This is a genomic window from Burkholderia stabilis (assembly GCF_001742165.1).
Lineage (GTDB): Bacteria > Pseudomonadota > Gammaproteobacteria > Burkholderiales > Burkholderiaceae > Burkholderia > Burkholderia stabilis.
The window spans coordinates 1,807,346-1,822,202 of record NZ_CP016442.1; the positions used below are offsets into that span (position 1 = coordinate 1,807,346).

Genomic DNA, 14,857 nt, shown 5'->3' on the forward strand with positions numbered 1-14,857 from the left:
ATAGGGAAACTGTGGAATAATCGCCACTCTATCATCGATAGAGTCACACTCTTGAATCCATCCCTCATTGCCATTCTGGCTACGTTGCTGCTCGACGCGATCGGCGTCGGGATCGTGATGCCGATCCTGCCCGGGTTGCTGCGCTCGCTCGCCGATGCGAGCAGCATCGACACCCACTACGGGATACTGCTCGCGCTGTACGCGTTCGCGCAGTTCCTGTGCGCGCCGCTGCTCGGCGCGCTGAGCGACCGTTTCGGCCGCCGGCCCGTGCTGCTCGCGTCGCTCGCAGGCGCCGCGCTCGATTACCTGCTGATGGCGCTCGCGCCGTCGCTCGCGTGGCTTTACGTCGGGCGGCTGATCGCCGGTATCACCGGCGCGAACATCGCGGTCGCGACCGCGTACGTCACCGACGTCACGGCCGAACCCGACCGTGCGAAGCGTTTCGGCCAGCTCGGCGCAATGATGGGCATCGGCTTCATCGCGGGCCCGCTGATCGGCGGGCTGCTCGGCGCGCTGCACCTGCGCGCGCCGTTCGTCGCGGCGGCGCTGCTCAATGCGCTCAATCTCGTGCTCGTCTGGTGCGTACTGCCGGAATCGCGGCCGCCTTCGGCCCGCGAAGGCCGGGCGGTTGCCGCGCTCAACCCGTTCGCGAGCCTGCGCCGGCTGAGCGGCGCGCCCGCGCTCGCGCCGCTGGTCGGCATCTACGTGATCGTGGCGCTGGTGTCGCAGGCGCCCGCGACGCTGTGGATTCTTTACGGCCAGGAGCATTTCGGCTGGTCGACGCCGATCGCGGGGCTCTCGCTCGCGGGCTACGGCGCATGCCATGCGCTCGCGCAGGCGTTCGCGATCGGGCCGCTGATCGCGCGGCTCGGCGAGCGCCGCGCGCTCGCGCTGGGGCTCGCGGGCGATGCGCTCGGGCTTGCGATGATCGCGTTCGCTACGGCCGCGTGGGTGCCGTTCGCGCTGCTGCCGCTGTTCGCGGCGGGCGGCATGACGCTGCCTGCGTTGCAGGCGATGCTCGCGCGCCAGGTGGACGATGCGCGCCAGGGCGAACTGCAGGGCACGCTCGCGAGCGTGGCCAGCCTGATCGGCGTCGCGGGGCCGCTCGTCATCACCGCGACCTATGCGGCGACCCGCGCCACGTGGCCAGGGCTCGTATGGGCCGGGGCCGCGCTGCTCTATCTGCTCGTGCCGCCACTGCTGGCCAGCGCGCGCCCGACGGGCGCCCCGCGGCCGTCCGCTTGAGCGACGGCGGCCGCCGCCGCGCGCAGTGCGCGAGCGTCGCGAGATTCGCGTCGCGCACGAGCTGCCAGCGGCCGTCGGCCTTGCGGAAGATCGTCAGCGTATGGCCCGAACGGCGGATCGTGTCGCCACCCGGCGGCGTCGCCTCGATCTCGATGAAATTGCGCATGTACGCCCAGTCGCCGATCACGCGCAGTTCGTCGATCCGGTAGCGGCCATCGACCTTCGGCGCGTGCTCCGCCGCCGCGTTCGCTTCACGCGATGCGGCGGCGAACGCCGCCTTGTCGAACGGAGGCTTGCCGGCCACCATGAAGATCGCGTCGTCGGCGATCAGGTCGAGCACGGTCGCCAGATCGCCGCGCCGGCTCGACACGAACCAGTTTTCCACGAGCTCGCGGATCGCGCGTTCGTCTTCGGTCATCGTCGTCCCTCCTTCATCGGCGCCGCGCGTGGCGCCCGAAAAAAAAGCCGCCCGGATCGACTCCGGGCGGCTTTCCTTGCTGCATCTGCTGCGAGTGGCGCGTCAGACCACGACCGTCTGCGCCTCGCCTTCGCGGGTCGCACGCACGGTGCCGATCTTCCACACCTGTTCGCCGGCGGCGGTCAGGTCGGCGATCGCTGCGTCGGCATCGGCCGCCGAGACGATCACGGCCATGCCGATCCCGCAGTTGAACACGCGGTGCATTTCCGCATCGGCGACGCCGCCGTGCTCCTGCAGCCACTTGAACAGCGGCGGCAGCGGCCATGCGTTCTGGTCGAGCTCGGCGGTGAGGCCTTCGCGCAGCACGCGCGGAATGTTCTCGACCAGGCCGCCGCCCGTGATGTGCGCCATGCCCTTCACCGACAGCTTCTGCATCAGCGCGAGCAGCGGCTTCACGTAGATGCGCGTCGGCGCCATCAGCGCGTCGGCGAGCGAACGGCCGTGGAAATCGGCCGACAGGTCGGGATTCGCGCGCTCGATGATCTTGCGCACGAGCGAGAAGCCGTTCGAGTGGATGCCGCTCGATGCGAGACCCAGCACCACGTCGCCTTCGGCGATCGTGCTGCCGTCGATGATCTTGCTCTTCTCGACCGCGCCGACCGCGAAGCCGGCCAGGTCGTACTCGCCGTCGGGGTACATACCCGGCATTTCGGCCGTTTCACCGCCGATCAGCGCGCAGCCCGACAGTTCGCAGCCCTGCGCGATGCCCTTGACGACCGTCGCGGCCGTGTCGACGTCGAGCTTGCCGCATGCGAAGTAGTCGAGGAAGAACAGCGGCTCGGCGCCCTGCACGAGGATGTCGTTCACGCTCATCGCGACGAGATCCTGGCCGACCGTGTCGTGTTTGTTCAGATGAAACGCCAGCTTGAGCTTGGTGCCCACGCCGTCGGTGCCCGACACGAGCACGGGCTCCTTGTACTTCTTCGGCACTTCGAACAGCGCGCCGAACCCGCCGATACCGCCGAGCACGCCGTCGCGCAGGGTTTTCTTCGCAAAAGGCTTGATCTTGTCGATGAGCGCGTCGCCTGCGTCGATGTCGACACCAGCGTCGCGATAGGACAGACCCTGAGCGTCGGGAGCGGATTTCGGAGGATTCATGGGGGAATGCGAGAAGGTCGGTAAAATGCGATTTTACCCGAAGCCGGCCCGTTGGCCGGAATTCCCAGCACCGAATCGTCAGGGATTGCATCTTGGTCAACACGTCCCCGTTTTCATCGCCCAGCGAGCCGCGCCGAAACTGGCGCGCCGCCGTGCGTGCGGTCGCGCGTGCAGCCCACGGAGCCGCATTCCCCGGCGCGTGCCCGGCGTACGGCACGCGTATTTTCAACCGACCCGCATTGTGACTGTGTCCCGGCAACTGACGCTCGATCTCGGCACGCCGCCGCCCGCCACGTTCGACAACTTCATCATGAGCGAGGAGAACGACGAGCTCCTCACGCGGCTGCAGAAGCTCGACCTCGCGCTCGCGGCGGGCCCCGTGCCGGACCGGTCGTTCTACATCTGGGGCGAACCCGGCAGCGGCCGCACCCACCTGCTGCAGGCGCTCGTGAGCGACGCGTCGTACGGCTATGCGCGTTATCTGACGCCGCAGAGCCCGCTCGGCGCGTTCACGTTCGACCCGCGCATCGGCATCTACGCGATCGACGACTGCGACCGGATGACCGACACGCAGCAGGTCGCGCTGTTCAACCTGTTCAACGAAGTCCGCGCGCATCCGTCGAGCGCGTTCGTCGCGGCGGGGCCTGCTGCGCCGCTCGCGCTCGACGTACGCGAGGATCTCCGCACGCGGCTCGGCTGGGGACTCGTGTTCCACCTGTCGCCGCCGTCCGACGCCGGCAAGATCGCCGTGCTCAAGCTCGCGGCGAAGGAGCGCGGGATCGCGCTCACCGACGACATCGCCGCCTACCTGCTGACCCATTTCCGCCGCGACATGCCGAGCCTGATGGCGCTGCTCGACGCGCTCGACCGCTTCTCGCTCGAGCAAAAACGCGCCGTCACGCTGCCGCTGCTGCGCCGCATGCTGGCACGTCCCGGCGACGACATCACACCACCGGGCACGGGCCCGAACCGCTTCGAGTAAAATGCGCTTCCATGACTAATCTGGCACTCTTTGACCTCGATCACACGCTGATCCCGACCGATAGCGACCACGAATGGGGCCGCTTCATGGTGAAGCTCGGCATCGTCGACGCGGAAAGCTTCTCGCGTCAGAACGATCAGTTCTTCGCCGACTACAAGGCGGGCAAGCTCGACATCCACGCGTACCTCACGGCGATGCTCACGCCGCTCGCGAAGTATTCGCGCGCGCAGCTGGCCGAATGGCACGAGCAGTACATGCACGAGGTGATCCGGCCCGCGATGACGCCCGCCGCGCTCGAACTCGTGCGCAAGCACCTCGACGCGGGCGATCTGTGCTGCGTCGTGACCGCCACCAACGAATTCATCACGCGCCCGATCGCTACCGCATTCGGCGTCGACACGCTGATCGCGTGCGAAGTCGAAACGACCGACGGGCATCCCGATTCACCGTACACGGGCCGGCCGACCGGCACACCGAGCTATCGCGAAGGCAAGATCGTGCGTACCGAAGCGTGGCTCGCGTCGCTCGGCAAGCACTGGGACGACTTCGCGCACAGCTATTTCTACAGCGACTCGCACAACGACATCCCGCTGCTCGAGAAAGTCACCGACCCGATCGCGACCAACCCTGACGACACGCTGCGCGCGCATGCAAGCAACCGCGGCTGGCGTATCCTCGATCTTTTCTGAACGTCGTGATCAAAAAATTCATCCGCAAGCTGCTCGGCCAGGACGAAGCCGAGCAAACGCCCTCCGCAGCGGCCCCGGCCGACGAAGCGGCCCCTGCTGCCCCGCGCGCGTCGAAGGGCGCCCGCGGCGGCGCGAAGAAGCCGCGCAGCAACCATGAGCCGACCGTCGTGCCGGCCAGCGTGCACCAGATCGATCCGTCGCTGATCTCGAGGAATGCCGTGCGCGTGACCGACACGCTGCAGCAGGCGGGCTTTCGCGCGTTCATCGTCGGCGGCGCGGTTCGCGACCTGCTGCTCGGCATCGCGCCGAAGGATTTCGACGTCGCGACCGACGCGACGCCGACCGAGGTGCAGCGCCTGTTCCGCCGCGCGCGCCTGATCGGCCGCCGCTTCCAGATCGTCCACGTGCAGTTCGGCCAGGAACTGATCGAAGTGTCGACGTTCCGCGCGCTGGTCGATGCGCCGCCCGAAGCGGCCGCAGCCGAACCGCCGAAGCGCCTGAAGCGCGACGAACTCGATCGCCGCACGCACGCGGTCGACGCGAGCGGCCGCGTGCTGCGCGACAACGTGTGGGGCGAGCAGCACGAGGATGCCGCGCGCCGCGACTTCACGATCAACGCGATGTACTACGACCCGTCGACGCAGACGGTGCTCGACTATCACGACGGGATGGCCGACATGCGCGCCCGCCTGTTGCGGATGATCGGCGACCCGGCCACGCGCTTCCGCGAGGATCCGGTCCGGATGCTGCGCGTCGTGCGCTTCGCGGCGAAGCTCGGCTTCGAGATCGAGCCGCATACGCGCGAGCCGATCAACGCGCTCGCCGACCTGATCAACAACGTGCCGGCCGCGCGCCTGTTCGACGAAATGCTGAAGCTGCTGCTGTCGGGCCACGCGCTCGCGTGCCTGAAGCAGTTGCGCAAGGAAGGGCTGCACCACGGGTTGCTGCCGCTCCTCGACGTCGTGCTCGAACAGCCGCAGGGCGAGAAGTTCATCACGCTCGCGCTGAACAACACCGATGCGCGCGTGCGGGCCGGCAAGCCGGTGTCGCCAGGCTTCCTGTTCGCGACGCTGCTGTGGCACGACATGCGCCAGCGCTTCGAGCAATACACGGCCGAAGGCGAGATTCCGGTGCCGGCGCTCCATCGCGCGATGGACGACGTGCTCGACATGCAGACCGAGAAACTCGCGATCCACAAGCGCTATTCGGCCGACATGCGCGAGATCTGGGGCCTGCAACTGCGCCTCGAGAAACGCTCGGGCCGCAGCGCGATGCGGCTGCTGGAACACCAAAGGTTTAGAGCGGGGTATGATTTCCTCCTGTTACGCTGCGAATCCGGCGAGCTCGATGCGGAAGTCGGACAGTGGTGGACGGATTTCATCGAAGGCGACGCGGCCGCTCGCGAGGCATTGCTCACGCAAGGCGGCTCGAAGGAAAAATCGCCCCGCAAGCGGCGCCGCCGCGGCGGTGCGCGAAACCGCAAACCGGGTGAAGGTGCTGCCGAGCAGGCGCCGGATACCGCGGACGGTTCCGACGACTGACGCGCTCGCCGGCGAACGACGTAGGAAGTGATGCCATGACGGTTGCATATATCGGACTGGGGGCGAATCTCGGCGATGCGCGCCAGACCTTGAAGGACGCGGTGGTGTGCCTTGCTCAGCAGCGCACCATCTCGGTCCTCGGCAAATCGAGCCTGTATCGCACGGCGCCCTTCGAAGCGGGCGGCGACGACTACTACAACTGCGTCGTCAAGCTCGACACGACGCTCTCGGCCCGCGAGCTGCTCGCGCTCTGCCAGAAGATCGAGCATCACTTCGGCCGCGAGCGCCCGTATCGCAACGCGCCACGCACGCTCGATCTCGACATCCTGCTGTTCGGCTCCGACTCGATCGACGAGCCCGACCTGATCGTCCCGCACCCGCGCCTCACCGACCGTGCGTTCGCGCTCGTGCCGCTCGTCGAGATCGAGCCGGCGCTCGACATCCCCGCGCGCGGTCGTGCCGATGCCTTCCTCGCCGCCGTCGCGGATCAGCGCGTCGAGAAGGTGCAGACCTGCCAGTGCCTGATGCAGAAGGCGCTCGCTGCCGGCGAAGACGCCGACAAGAACCCCTGCCGATGAACTCGACTCCCCTGACCGTCACCGTGCCCGACCTGCGCGCCCCGCACCGCTATCTCGTGATCGAAGGCCCGATCGGCGTCGGCAAGACGACGCTCGCGCGCCTGCTCGCCGAGCGCTGGTCGATGCAGACGCTGCTGGAGCGCCCGCAGGACAACCCGTTCCTCGAACGCTTCTATCGCGACACCGCGCGCTACGCGCTGCCGGTGCAGCTGTCGTTCGCGCTGCAGCGCGCGCAGCAGGCGCGCGAGCTGGCCGGCGCGCTCGAAACGGGCCGCCCCGTCATCGCCGATTTCATGCCGCAGAAGAACGACATCTTCGCGCGGCTGAATCTGCCGGAAGACGAATGGCAGCTCTATCGCTCGATCGCGACGCACGTCGACGTGCCGCAGGCGCCGTCGCCCGATCTCGTCGTCTATCTGCAGGCCAGCCCCGAAGTGTTGTTCTCGCGCATCCAGAAGCGCGGGCTGCCGATGGAGCTGCAGATCAGCGACGCGTACCTGCGCTCGCTCGTCGACGCGTACAACGAATTCTTCTATCACTACGACCGCACGCCGGTGCTGACGGTCGCCGCGGAACACCTGAACCCGCTGGAATCCCCCGAAGACCTCGCGCTGCTGATCGAGCGCATCGAGACGATGCGCGGCCGCAAGGAATTCTTCGTCAAGGGCGAGACGGCGCGCTGACGCGTCCCGCCTGCCGTTCTTTACCCATCGAACCGAATTTCCCATGACCTACCTCCAGGAATCGAGCCGGCCTGCCGTGACGGTACCCAAGCTGCAGGCAATGCGCGACGCCGGCGAGAAGATCGCGATGCTCACCTGCTACGACGCGAGCTTTTCCGCCCTGCTCGATCGCGCGGGCACCGACGTGCTGCTGATCGGCGATTCGCTCGGCAACGTGCTGCAAGGCCACACCACCACGCTGCCCGTATCGCTCGACGACATCGCCTATCACACCGCCTGCGTCGCACGTGCGCAGCCGCGCGCACTCGTCGTCGCCGATCTGCCGTTCGGCACCTACGGCACGCCGGCCGAAGCGTTCGCGAACGCGGTCACGCTGATGCGCGCAGGCGCGCAGATGGTCAAGCTCGAAGGCGGCGAATGGCTGGCCGAGACGATCCGTTTCCTCGTCGATCGCTCGGTGCCCGTGTGCGCGCACATCGGCCTCACGCCGCAATCGGTGCATGCATTCGGCGGCTTCAAGGTCCAGGGCAAGACCGAAGCCGGCGCCGCGCAGCTGCTGCGCGACGCGCGTGCGGTCGAGGACGCGGGTGCGCAGCTCGTCGTGCTCGAAGCGGTGCCGACGCTCGTCGCGTCCGAAGTCACGCACATGCTGAAGATTCCGACCATCGGCATCGGCGCGGGCGTCGACTGCTCGGGGCAGGTACTCGTGCTGCACGACATGCTCGGCATCTTCCCGGGCAAGCGGCCGCGTTTCGTGAAGGACTTCATGCAGGGGCAACCGAACATCCAGGCGGCCGTCGAAGCCTATGTGAGCGCGGTGAAGGATCAAACCTTCCCCGGTCCGGAACATTCGTTCTGACGCGGTGCCGGCAGCTTGTTCGCCGGCACGCGGATATGAAAAAGCGCGGCGCCCTTTGCGGGGCGCCGCGCTTTTTTGTTTGCTCGCTGCATCGGTGCAGATGCTTCGCGGCACCGGCGCCAAGCGCGGTGCCCGATCTTTCACCTCACGGCTTCAATACCGCGTCGAGCGCGCCGCGCAATGCGTTGGTCAGCAGCAGCGCCTGCGCGCGCGCAAGATCGTCGCGGGTCACGACGCGTTCCGTCGCGCCGAATGCCGGGTCGTCGAGCAGCACGCCGCGCATCACGCCCGGCAGCACGCCGGACGCCAGCGGCGGCGTCACCCACTGGCCGTCGAGCTTCACGAACAGGTTCGAGCGCCCGCCTTCCGTCACCTCGCCGCGCTCGTTGACGAACAGCATGTCGAACCCGCCGAGCGCCTCCGCCGCCTGCCACGCGCGATCGTATTCGGCGCGGCGCGTCGTCTTGTGCAGCAGCAGCGCATCGCTCGCGCGAGTCGGCGCGAAGCCGTGCTCCGACGCCAGCAGCACGCCGATCGGGCCCGCCGGCAACGGCTTGAGCGGCGCCGCCGTGATCTCGACCGTACCGTCCTTCGCGAGCGCGAGCTTCATCCGGTATGCGCCGTCGCCGTCGAGCGCCGCGCAGCGCGCGTCGATCTCGCGGCGCAACGCATCGGTGTCGAAGCGGAAGCCGAACGCATCCGCGCTGCGCTGCAGCCGCGCGAGATGACGATCGAGATGCCGGATGCCGTCCGCGCGCGTGGCGGCGGTCGTTTCGAACAACTGGAAGCCGGGGTCGGCATCCGTCAGGAATCGCGCTTTCAATTCGCACTCCGCATATTCGTCGGCTGCGATGCTGTCGAGCACGATGCCCGCGCCGACACCCATCGTGCCGCGACGCCGGCCGGCAGTTGCCGCTGCCGCGTCGAGTGCTTCGATATCGGCGCCGGTCGCGCCTTCGCCGCCAGCATCAAGCGTCAGCGTGCGGATCGCGACCGACAGGCAGAAATCGCCGCAACCGGCCGCGCGATTGCCTGACGCACCGGGATCGGCACTTTCGTCCGGCGCGTCGAGCCAGCCGATCGCGCCCGTATAGAGCCCGCGCGGCGTCGACTCGATCGCATCGATCAGTTGCATCGTCCGGTACTTCGGCGCGCCCGTGATCGATCCGCACGGAAACAGCGCGCGCAGCATCTGTGCGAACGTCGTGCCGTCGCGCCAGCCGGCCTCGACCGTCGACGTCATCTGCCACACCGACGCATACGGCTCGACGGAGAACAGCGCCGGCACACGGACCGTACCGGTGCGCGCGATCCGCGACACGTCGTTGCGCAGCAGGTCGACGATCATCACGTTTTCCGCGCGGTTCTTCGGATCGCTCGCGAGGAACGCGGCTGCCGCCGCATCTTCACGGGGATCGGCCGAACGCGGCGCGGTGCCCTTCATCGGCCGCGCGCGCAGCACGTCGCCGTGTTTCTCGACGAACAGCTCCGGCGAACACGACACGACCCACTCGCCGCCGGGCAGCGCGATCAGCGCGCCGTAGCGCACCGGCTGGCGCGCGCGCAGCCGCCGGTACAGCGCGAGCGGCGTGCCGAATACGTCGAAATTCAGCCGGTACGTGTAGTTGACCTGATACGAATCGCCTGCACGCAGCGCGTCGTGCACCGCGCCGATCGCCGCGTCGAACGCGGCGCGCGTGACGCTCTTCTCGACATGCGCGACGCCCGCGATCGACGGCGCGCCGCCATCGCCGCCGCCGTCCTGCCGCGCGAGCCACGCGTCGACTTCGTCGCGCGACAGGCGCTCGCAGCGCGCATACAGCAAAAAGCGCAGCGGGGCATGGCCCGGCTGCGCCCGTTGCAGGTTGCGTCCGAATTCGTAATCGCCGACGACCACCGCATGCAGCCCGTCGCGCAGGTCCTGCGCCACCGCCGCATCGATTTCGTCGAGCCGCGCCGGGTCCGCGCACCTGCGTTCGCGCACGAAACCCGAATACAAACGACTCGACCGCGCGGACGCGGTCGAGTCGCAATCGTCCAAGAGCGCGAACGACGCGCTCTCGCTGCCTTCAGTCATGCCATTACTCGAAGAAGCTCTTCACACGGTCGAACCAGCTCTTGCTCTGCGGGCTGTGACGCGCGCCGCCCTCGGCCAGCGACTTCTCGAACTGCTTGAGCAGGTCGCGCTGGTGGTCGGTCAGCTTCACGGGCGTCTCGACCTGCACGTGCACGTACAGATCGCCCGCGATGCTCGAACGCAGCCCCTTGATGCCCTTGCCGCGCAGACGGAACGTCTTGCCCGACTGCGTGCCTTCCGGCACTGGGAACGACGCACGGCCGGCCAGCGTCGGCACCTCGATCTCGCCGCCGAGCGCGGCGGTCGTGAACGGGATCGGCATCTGGCAATGGAGATCGTCGCCGTCGCGCTCGAACACCGAGTGCGGCTTGATGTGGATCTCGACGTACAGGTCGCCCGGCGGCCCGCCGTTGATGCCCGGCTCGCCGTTGCCGGCCGAGCGGATCCGCATCCCGTCGTCGATCCCGGCCGGGATCTTCACTTCGAGCGTCTTGGTCTCCTTCACCTTCCCCGACCCGTGGCAATGCACGCACGGCTCGGGGATGTAGGTGCCCGTGCCGTGGCACTTCGGGCAGGTCTGCTGGATGCTGAAGAAGCCCTGCGACATGCGCACCGTGCCCTGGCCATGACAGGTCGGGCAGGTTTCCGGCTTCGTGCCGGGCTTCGCGCCCGACCCGTGGCACACCTCGCACGACACCCAGCTCGGCACGCGGATCTGCGTGTCGTAGCCGTGCGCGGCCTGCTCGAGCGTGATTTCCATGCTGTAGCGCAGGTCGGCGCCGCGGTACACCTGCGGGCCGCCGCGGCCGCCGCGCGCGGCACCGCCCGCGGCCTGGCCGAAGATGTCGCCGAAAATATCGCCGAACGCATCCGCGAAGCCGCCGAAGCCCTGTGCGCCCGCACCGCCCATGTTCGGATCGACGCCCGCGTGGCCGTACTGGTCGTACGCGGCCCGCTTCTGGCTGTCCGACAGCATTTCGTAGGCTTCCTTCACCTCCTTGAAATGCTCTTCCGCATCCTTGTTGTCCGGATTGCGGTCAGGGTGATACTTCATCGCAAGCTTGCGATATGCCTTCTTGATTTCGTCGTCGCTCGCATTCTTCGCGACGCCCAGAACCTCGTAGTAATCCCGTTTCGCCATATCGATTCACTGTGCCGCCACGCATCGCGCACGCGGCGGCTCCTTTCGCCTGCAGTAAAGTCTCTCGACTCGTCTGGCGCTACGCCCGTCCGCGGACGGCTCGCGCAGCACCCGCCAAAAAACAAATGTGCCCGGAGGGCCGCGAAGCCCGCCAGGCGTGGAGTCGATCCGGCCATCCGGAAGGAAAGACAGACCGCTTTTCAACCGCCAGTCAGTCGCGCCGCGCGCGTTTCAGCGCGCGGCGTGCGGTGCCGTTGCAACCCGGCTCAGTCCTTCTTCACTTCCTTGAACTCGGCGTCGACGACGTCGTCGGCAGCCTGCTGCGCACCGCCCGCGTGGGCCGCGCCTTCCGCTGCACCCGCCGCGCCGGCAGCACCTGCCTGCTGGGCCTGCATGTCGGCGTACATCTTCTCGCCGAGCTTCTGCGAAACCTTGCCGAGTTCCTCGACCTTCGCGTCGATCGCCGCCTTGTCGGCCGACGTGTCCTTCAGCACTTCCTCGAGCGACTTCAGCGCCGCTTCGATCGCTTCCTTCTCGCCCGCGTCCAGCTTGTCGCCGTACTCGGTGAGCGCCTTCTTCGTGCTGTGGACCAGCGCGTCGCCCTGGTTGCGCGAATCAGCCAGCTCGCGCAGCTTGTGGTCTTCCGCTGCGTTCGCTTCCGCGTCCTTGATCATCTGGTCGATTTCAGCCTCGGACAGACCCGAGTTGGCCTTGATCGTGATCTTGTTTTCCTTGCCGGTCGCCTTGTCCTTCGCGCCGACGTGCAGGATGCCGTTCGCGTCGATGTCGAAGGTCACTTCGATCTGCGGCACGCCGCGCGGTGCGGGCGGGATGCCTTCGAGGTTGAACTCGCCGAGCAGCTTGTTGCCTGCCGCCATTTCGCGTTCGCCCTGGAACACCTTGATCGTCACGGCGCCCTGATTGTCGTCCGCCGTCGAGTACACCTGGGCGTGCTTCGTCGGGATCGTCGTGTTCTTGTTGATCATCTTCGTCATCACGCCGCCGAGCGTCTCGATGCCGAGCGACAGCGGGGTCACGTCGAGCAGCAGCACGTCCTTGCGGTCGCCCGACAGCACCTGGCCCTGGATCGCCGCGCCAACCGCGACGGCTTCGTCCGGGTTCACGTCACGGCGCGGATCCTTGCCGAAGAACTCCTTCACCTTCTCCAGCACCTTCGGCATGCGGGTCTGGCCGCCGACCAGGATCACGTCGTCGATGTCCGACACCTTGACGCCTGCGTCCTTGATCGCGATGCGGCACGGCTCGATCGTGCGCTCGACCAGATCCTCGACCAGCGCTTCCAGCTTCGCGCGGGTGATCTTCAGGTTCAAGTGCTTCGGGCCCGACGCGTCCGCCGTGATGTACGGCAGGTTGATTTCGGTCTGCTGGCCCGACGACAGTTCGATCTTCGCCTTTTCAGCGGCTTCCTTCAGGCGCTGCAGCGCGAGCACGTCCTTCGACAGGTCGACGCCCTGCTCCTTCTTGAACTCGCCGATGATGTAATCGATGATGCGCTGGTCGAAGTCCTCGCCACCGAGGAACGTGTCGCCGTTGGTCGACAGCACTTCGAACTGCATTTCGCCGTCGACGTCCGCGATCTCGATGATCGACACGTCGAACGTGCCGCCGCCGAGGTCATACACGGCGATCTTGCGGTCGCCCTTCTCGACCTTGTCGAGACCGAACGCGAGCGCGGCTGCCGTCGGCTCGTTGATGATCCGCTTGACTTCGAGGCCCGCGATACGGCCGGCGTCCTTGGTCGCCTGGCGCTGGCTGTCGTTGAAGTACGCCGGCACCGTGATCACGGCTTCCGTGACCGGCTCGCCGAGGTAGTCTTCGGCCGTCTTCTTCATCTTGCGCAGCACTTCCGCCGAAACCTGCGGCGGCGCGAGCTTCTCGCCGTGCGCCTCGACCCATGCGTCGCCGTTGTCGGCCTTGACGATCGCGTACGGCATCAGGCCGATGTCCTTCTGGACTTCCTTCTCTTCGAAGCGGCGGCCGATCAGGCGCTTCACCGCGAACAGCGTGTTCTTCGGGTTGGTCACCGACTGACGCTTGGCCGGCGCGCCGACGAGCACTTCGTTGTCGTCCATGTAGGCGATGATCGACGGCGTGGTGCGCGCGCCTTCCGAGTTCTCGATGACCTTGACCTGGTTGCCTTCCATGATGGCGACGCACGAGTTCGTGGTGCCGAGGTCAATACCGATGATCTTTCCCATTTTTTCCTAATCTCCAGAAATGCTTGTTTGCTGCGCGAAACCCCGCGTTTTTGGGCGGTTTCGCGCGCCAGAATTCAACTCTGTTCCCGAAATGCGTCCGTCCGGTCCGTTTTCAAGACCCGACGAGCGATGCGGATATTAAATTTTTTCAATCGCCGCCGGCCAGCGGATCGCCAGGTGCCGGATCATGCCCGGCCGCCGCGGCGATCTTCCCGCGCGCCGCCGAAACGGCCGCCTGGAACTGCCCGAGGCCATGCCAGCCGGTCGCGCGGCCCAGACGCTTGCCGCGGTGGAAGAAGAACCACGTCGGCACGCCATGCAGCCCGAAGCGGCGCCCCAGCTCGGCGTGTTCGTACACGTTGCAATGGAACCACTTCAGATCCAGCGCGCGAATCGCGTCGGGCTGGGCGAGCATCGACTTCTTCGCAATCTCGCAGTTGAAGCAGTCGACGCCCCAGAAGAACACCACCGCAAGCGCGTCGCCCGCACCCTCGATGCCTGCATCGAACGTGTCGGGGGCCAGCGCCTGCATCCCGAACGCGTCGAACGCGGCCGGATCGACGCCGGCGGGAACCATCGCGACGGCCTTACTTCGGCTGCGCGACGGTGACGAGCGCCGGACGCAGCACGCGGTCAGCGATCGTATAGCCCTTTTGCAGCACCGCGACGACGGTGTTCGGCTCCTGCTCGGCCGGCACCATCGAAATCGCCTGGTGCTGGTGCGGATCGAACTTCTCGCCGACCGGGTTGATCGCGACGACGCGGCCCTTCTCGAGCGCGTTCGTCAGCTGGCGCAGCGTCAGCTCGATGCCTTCGCGCACCTTGACGATATCGCCGGACGTGTCGCTGACGGCCGCTTCCAGGCTGTCCAGCACGGGCAGCAGGTGCTCCGCGAAGCCTTCGATCGCGAACTTGTGCGCCTTCGAGACATCGTCCTGCGCGCGGCGGCGGACGTTCTCGGTTTCGGCCTTCGCCCGCAGGAAGCTCTCCTGCAGCTCGGCGACCTTGGCTTGAGCCTCCGCGAGCGCCGCGTCGGCAGCTTCGGCGGCGGGTGCGGCGCCTTGCGCCGCCTGCTTCTCGCTGCCGATGTCGTCGGCCGATTGGGTAGCCGGGTTCTCTTGCGTGTTTTCCATGTCGCTGAAAGTCGATTAGAGGTTGAAGCCAAATCGGCAACGCCGGACCGTATACCCGGCGACACCGCACATTGTTGGTGCAAATAAGGGCGAAAACTGCGATTTCAAGAGGGTTATTCGCCGGCATTCTCCAA

13 protein-coding genes and 1 pseudogene are annotated in these 14,857 nt (G+C 67.1%); 7 read left to right on the forward strand and 7 right to left on the reverse strand.

Annotated elements, in window-relative coordinates:
- Positions 1 to 51 precede the first annotated feature (51 nt).
- A complete protein-coding gene (gene tet / locus BBJ41_RS08440) occupies positions 52 to 1,245 on the forward strand; it encodes a Tet(A)/Tet(B)/Tet(C) family tetracycline efflux MFS transporter (protein WP_069746124.1) in 1,194 nt (397 codons plus the stop codon).
- A 28-nt stretch (positions 1,246 to 1,273) separates the two neighbouring features.
- Here tet and BBJ41_RS38710 read toward each other — a convergent pair.
- Positions 1,274 to 1,663 (reverse strand): annotated as a pseudogene (locus BBJ41_RS38710) (YybH family protein); the annotation flags it as partial.
- A 102-nt stretch (positions 1,664 to 1,765) separates the two neighbouring features.
- Positions 1,766 to 2,821, reverse strand: a complete 1,056-nt coding sequence (gene purM / locus BBJ41_RS08450) for a phosphoribosylformylglycinamidine cyclo-ligase (protein ID WP_006484927.1) — start codon at positions 2,819 to 2,821, stop codon at positions 1,766 to 1,768.
- 241 nt (positions 2,822 to 3,062) lie between these two features.
- On the opposite strand from purM, the gene hda reads away from it, so the two are divergent.
- From hda to panB, 6 genes are read left to right on the forward strand one after another with little or no spacing between them, the layout of a single operon-like run.
- The gene (gene hda, locus BBJ41_RS08455; RefSeq protein ID WP_279610564.1) at positions 3,063 to 3,803 is read left to right on the forward strand and encodes a DnaA regulatory inactivator Hda; all 741 of its coding nucleotides are present in this window, start codon (positions 3,063 to 3,065) and stop codon (positions 3,801 to 3,803) included.
- A gap of 11 nt (positions 3,804 to 3,814) precedes the next feature.
- Complete coding sequence (locus BBJ41_RS08460) at positions 3,815 to 4,492, forward strand: histidinol-phosphatase (protein ID WP_069746127.1); 678 nt, start codon at positions 3,815 to 3,817, stop codon at positions 4,490 to 4,492.
- 5 nt (positions 4,493 to 4,497) lie between these two features.
- Positions 4,498 to 6,033, forward strand: coding sequence for a polynucleotide adenylyltransferase PcnB (gene pcnB / locus BBJ41_RS08465; RefSeq protein ID WP_069746128.1), 1,536 nt, complete (start codon positions 4,498 to 4,500; stop codon positions 6,031 to 6,033).
- A gap of 35 nt (positions 6,034 to 6,068) precedes the next feature.
- The gene (gene folK / locus BBJ41_RS08470; protein WP_069746129.1) at positions 6,069 to 6,611 is read left to right on the forward strand and encodes a 2-amino-4-hydroxy-6-hydroxymethyldihydropteridine diphosphokinase; all 543 of its coding nucleotides are present in this window, start codon (positions 6,069 to 6,071) and stop codon (positions 6,609 to 6,611) included.
- Positions 6,608 to 7,294, forward strand: coding sequence for a deoxynucleoside kinase (locus tag BBJ41_RS08475; protein WP_069746130.1), 687 nt, complete (start codon positions 6,608 to 6,610; stop codon positions 7,292 to 7,294). Before folK ends, BBJ41_RS08475 begins: the two co-directional genes overlap by 4 nt.
- 43 nt (positions 7,295 to 7,337) lie before the next feature.
- Entirely contained in the window at positions 7,338 to 8,153 is an 816-nt protein-coding gene (gene panB, locus BBJ41_RS08480; protein ID WP_069746131.1) for a 3-methyl-2-oxobutanoate hydroxymethyltransferase, read from the forward strand.
- Positions 8,154 to 8,298: 145 nt separating this feature from the next.
- Here the strand turns inward: panB and BBJ41_RS08485 are convergent, their stop codons facing one another.
- The 5 genes from BBJ41_RS08485 to grpE form a co-directional block, all read right to left on the reverse strand.
- A complete protein-coding gene (locus BBJ41_RS08485) occupies positions 8,299 to 10,230 on the reverse strand; it encodes a chorismate-binding protein (protein ID WP_069746132.1) in 1,932 nt (643 codons plus the stop codon).
- A gap of 4 nt (positions 10,231 to 10,234) precedes the next feature.
- Positions 10,235 to 11,371: a molecular chaperone DnaJ gene (dnaJ, locus tag BBJ41_RS08490; RefSeq protein WP_069746133.1), complete on the reverse strand. Its 1,137-nt coding sequence runs from the start codon at positions 11,369 to 11,371 to the stop codon at positions 10,235 to 10,237.
- A gap of 266 nt (positions 11,372 to 11,637) precedes the next feature.
- A complete protein-coding gene (dnaK, locus tag BBJ41_RS08495) occupies positions 11,638 to 13,590 on the reverse strand; it encodes a molecular chaperone DnaK (protein ID WP_069746134.1) in 1,953 nt (650 codons plus the stop codon).
- 148 nt (positions 13,591 to 13,738) lie between these two features.
- Positions 13,739 to 14,167, reverse strand: coding sequence for a thioredoxin family protein (locus BBJ41_RS08500; protein WP_069746135.1), 429 nt, complete (start codon positions 14,165 to 14,167; stop codon positions 13,739 to 13,741).
- Between the two features lie 10 nt (positions 14,168 to 14,177).
- A complete protein-coding gene (gene grpE / locus BBJ41_RS08505; protein ID WP_069746136.1) occupies positions 14,178 to 14,723 on the reverse strand; it encodes a nucleotide exchange factor GrpE in 546 nt (181 codons plus the stop codon).
- Positions 14,724 to 14,857: the final 134 nt, after the last annotated feature.